Here is a 4,030-nt window from a genome sequence, read left to right as displayed (position 1 = left end):
TCATCGACGGCATCGCCTTCCAGACCAACATCCTCGCGCTGAACGCCGCGGTGGAAGCCGCGCGTGCCGGCGAGCAGGGCCGCGGCTTCGCGGTGGTGGCCTCCGAGGTGCGCAACCTGGCCCAGCGTTCCGCAGCAGCCGCCAAGGAGATCAAGGGCCTGATCGACGACTCGGTAGGCAAGGTCGATGCCGGCACCGTGCTGGTGGGCGAAGCGGGCCAGACGATGGAAGACATCGTGGGCAGCATCCGCCGGGTGACGGACATCGTGGGCGAGATCAGCGCTGCGAGCCACGAGCAGACGCAGGGCATCGAGCAGATCAACCAGGCGATCACGCAGATGGACCAGGTGACGCAGCAGAACGCGGCGCTGGTGGAAGAGGCCGCTGCCGCGGCGCAATCGATGCAGGAACAGGCCGGCAGCCTGGTGCAGACCGTCAGCGTGTTCAGGCTCGCTGCATGACATGAGCCGCACGGCCGCTCCGAAGGTGAAGGTGCTCCAGTGAGGCCGCCGGGCCCGCCTTCAGCTTCGGCCGCCGCTGCCGATAAACAGGAAACGGCCCGGCCGCCGCGCCGCGCCCCCATCCAGAACAGATATCCATACAGGTAAAGCAATGTCGATGTTCTATACCGGCCTGACGGGCCTGAGCGTGGCCCGCAGCGCGCTCATGACCACGGCGCACAACACGGCCAACGTCTACACCGCGGGCTACAGCCGCCAGACCTCGATGATCGCCACCAACGGGGCCATCGGCCTGGCCTCGGGCTTCGTCGGCACGGGCGCCCGCGTCACCACGGTGGCGCGCAGCTACGACGCCTACCTCACCTCGCAGCTCAACGGCGCCGAGGCCTCCGGCGCCGCGCTCGCCAGCTACAACGCGCAGATCAGCCGCATCGACTCCCTGCTGGCCGACAAGACCTCCGGGCTCTCGCCGCTGATGCAGGGCTTCTTCGCCGGCGTGCAGGGCGTGGCCAACACGCCGGCCGACCCGGCGGCGCGCCAGCAGCTCATCAGCGCCGCGCAGGCGCTGGCGAACAAGTTCCGCGCCACCGACCAGTACCTCAGCGATCTCAACACCTCGGTCAACGAGCAGATCCAGGGCAGCGTGGGCGAGATCAACACCTACGCAAAGCAGATCGCCACCCTCAACCACCAGATCGGCCAGATGAGCGCCGTGGCCGGCGGCCAGCCGCCCAACGACCTGCTGGACCAGCGCGACCAGCTGGTCAACCAGCTGGGCAAGCTGGTGGACGTGAAGGTGCTGGAACAGGACGGCGGCAAGTACAACGTCTTCATCGGCAACGGCCAGTCGCTGGTGCTGGGCGACCAGGCGATGTCGCTCAGGGCCGGCCCCTCTGCGGCCGACCCGACGCGCACGGCGCTGTCGCTGGTGGGCATCAACGGCACTGCCACCGAGCTCGCCGACAGCGTGTTCAGCGGCGGCTCCATCGGCGGGCTGATGGCCTTCCGCAGCGAGACGCTCAGCACCTCGCAGAACGCGATCGGCCGCCTGGCCATGGCGCTCACCGACACCTTCAACGACCAGCACAGGCTGGGCGTCGACCTCAAGGGCGTGCTGGGCACCGACTTCTTCTCGCAGGCTGCGCCGGGCGTGTTCACCAACGCCCACAACAACGGCGACATGGTGCTCGGCGCGAGCATTACCGACCCCTCGCAGCTCAGCATCAGCGACTACTCGGTGGAGGTGAAGGACGTGGCGGGCACGCTCACCTACTCGGTGACGCGGCTCACGGACAAGCAGGTGGTCGGCAACTACACCACCTTCCCGATCAGCTTCGATGGCGTCAGCCTCGGCGTGGCCAGCGGCACGGCCCAGGCCGGCGACCGCTTCCTGGTGCAGCCCACGCGCACCGGCGCGCGCGACGTCGACGTGCTGGTGATCGACCCGGCCAAGGTAGCCGCGGCCTCGCCGCTGATTGCGGGCAACACCGCCAGCAACCAAGGCAGCGGCGCGCTGGGCGCGCCCACGGTCGACGCTGGCTACCTGGCCGCGCCGCTGGCGGCGCCGGTGACCCTGAGCTTCGACGCCGCCACCGGTGAGTTGTCGGGCTTCCCGGTGACTTCCGCGGTGACCGTGACCCTGGCCGACGGGACCACGACCGTCCATGCCGCCGGCGATCCGGTGCCCTACACGGCCGGCGCATCGATGAGCTTCGACGGGATCACCGTCAAGATGACGGGCGCGCCCGCCGATGGCGACACCTTCACCATCGGGAACAACAGCGGCGGCGTCTCCGACGGCAGCAATGCGCTGCTGCTCGGCGCGCTGCAGAAGAAGACCACCATGGATGGCGGCACCTCCACCTTCGGCAGCGCCTTCGCGCAGCTGGTGAGCGCGGTGGGCAACCGGACCATGGAGATCCGCACGGCCGAGAAGACGCAGACCAGCGTGACGGAGCAGATCCGCGCCAGCCGCGATTCGATCTCGGGCGTGAACCAGGACGAGGAAACCGCCAACCTGCTGATGTACCAGCAGATGTACCAGGCGAACGCCAAGGTGATCCAGACCGCCTCGACCATGTTCGACGCCATCCTCGGCATCCGCGGCTGACAGCGCGCGGACCACCCACCATCTTCCAGGAGCCGCGATGCGCATCAGCACCCAATCCTTCTACGCCCGGAGCATGAACGACATCGGTTCGCAGCAGCAGCAGCTGTTCCGGATCCAGCAGCAGCTCGCTGCCCAGAGCAAGTTCCTGACCCCGGCCGACGACCCCGTGGCATCGGCCCGCGCGCTGGGCGTCTCCGACGCGCTCGCGCAGTCCTCGCAGTACGCGACCAGCCGCGGCCGCGCGACCTTGTCGCTGTCGCGGGAGGAGGACGCGCTCAAGTCCGCCACCGAGATCCTGCAGAACGTCAAGACCATGATCGTGCAGGCCGGCAACGGCACGCTGTCCGATGCCGACCGCGCCTCGCTGGCCACCGCGATGCAGAGCAACCTCGACCAGTTGGTGAACGTGGCCAATGCCGACGACGGCAACGGCCAGTTCCTGTTCGCCGGCTACAAGAGCGCCAACCCGCCCTTCGTGGCGCAGGCCGGCGGCGGGGTGCAGTACATGGGCGACCAGGGGCAGCGCCTGATCCAGGTCGACGTCGCGCGCCAGATGTCGGCCGCCGACGACGGCCGCAGCGTGTTCCAGTCGGTGCAGGGCAGTGCGGGCTACGTCACCAGCGCGAGCGCCGCCAACACCGGCTCGGGCGTGTTCGGCGGGGTCGGCGTGACCGATGCCTCGGCTGCGCTCTACGGCAAGGACTTCAACATCAGCTTCGCCGGCGGCAACTACACGGTGACGACCAGCGACACCCCGCCCGTGGTTGCGGCCACCGGCGCCTACACGCCCGGCACGCCAATCGCCTTTGCAGGCGTTCAGCTGAGCATGAGCGGCACGCCGGCGGATGGCGACAGCTTCCGGGTCGCCACCGCGAAGAACGCGGGCACGGACGTCTTCGCGGCCATCGGCGACATGATCAGCGCGCTGCGCCAGCCCCTGGCCGATGGCGGCGCTGCGGCGCAGGCCCGCCTTCAGAACGCGCTCTCCACCGCCAACGTGAAGATCACCAATGCGCACGACAACGTACTGACCATCCGCTCCTCGGTCGGCTCGCGCATGAACGAGATCGATGCCCTCGACGATGCTGGCGCCTCGCGCGACCTGATCGACAAGAGCTATCTGTCCGACCTGCAGGACCTGGACCCGGCGGCGGCGATCTCGGAGTTCCTGCAGCGCCAGACCTCGCTGCAGGCGACGCAGCAGACCTTTGCGCGGCTGCATGGGATCTCGTTGTTCAATTACCTTTGAAAGGGCCTGCAGGCCACGCCTGAAAAGCAGCGCGCAGGTTGGCGCAAGCAGCAGCTTTCCTCCGAGAATGTGGGTGGCTGGGTCATTCTTGTCTCGGCCTTCAGGAAGTCCTTCGTCGAAATGCAAACGCCGACCTTCCATGCGGGGCTCGACTCCGGCGCGCGCGACGTGCTCGCTGATCGTGCTCGGCAGACAGCTGCAGCCGCTGCG

3 protein-coding genes are annotated in these 4,030 nt (G+C 68.4%); all 3 read left to right on the top strand.

The annotated features are described in order from the left end of the window. Window positions 1-461, top strand: a 461-nt coding sequence (locus APY03_RS16055; RefSeq protein WP_232324292.1) for a methyl-accepting chemotaxis protein, incomplete at its 5' end; no start/stop codon positions are given. 151 nt (window positions 462-612) lie between these two features. Further along, window positions 613-2,571, top strand: a complete 1,959-nt coding sequence (flgK, locus tag APY03_RS16050) for a flagellar hook-associated protein FlgK (RefSeq protein ID WP_068678185.1) — start codon at window positions 613-615, stop codon at window positions 2,569-2,571. A 37-nt stretch (window positions 2,572-2,608) separates the two neighbouring features. Then, window positions 2,609-3,820: a flagellar hook-associated protein FlgL gene (flgL, locus tag APY03_RS16045; protein WP_068678184.1), complete on the top strand. Its 1,212-nt coding sequence runs from the start codon at window positions 2,609-2,611 to the stop codon at window positions 3,818-3,820. Window positions 3,821-4,030: the final 210 nt, after the last annotated feature.

It is taken from the genome of Variovorax sp. WDL1, from assembly GCF_001541225.1.
In the GTDB taxonomy this organism is placed as follows: domain Bacteria; phylum Pseudomonadota; class Gammaproteobacteria; order Burkholderiales; family Burkholderiaceae_C; genus Variovorax.
Note: the sequence above shows the minus strand (reverse complement) of the source record. Positions and strands in the feature narration are given on the sequence as shown.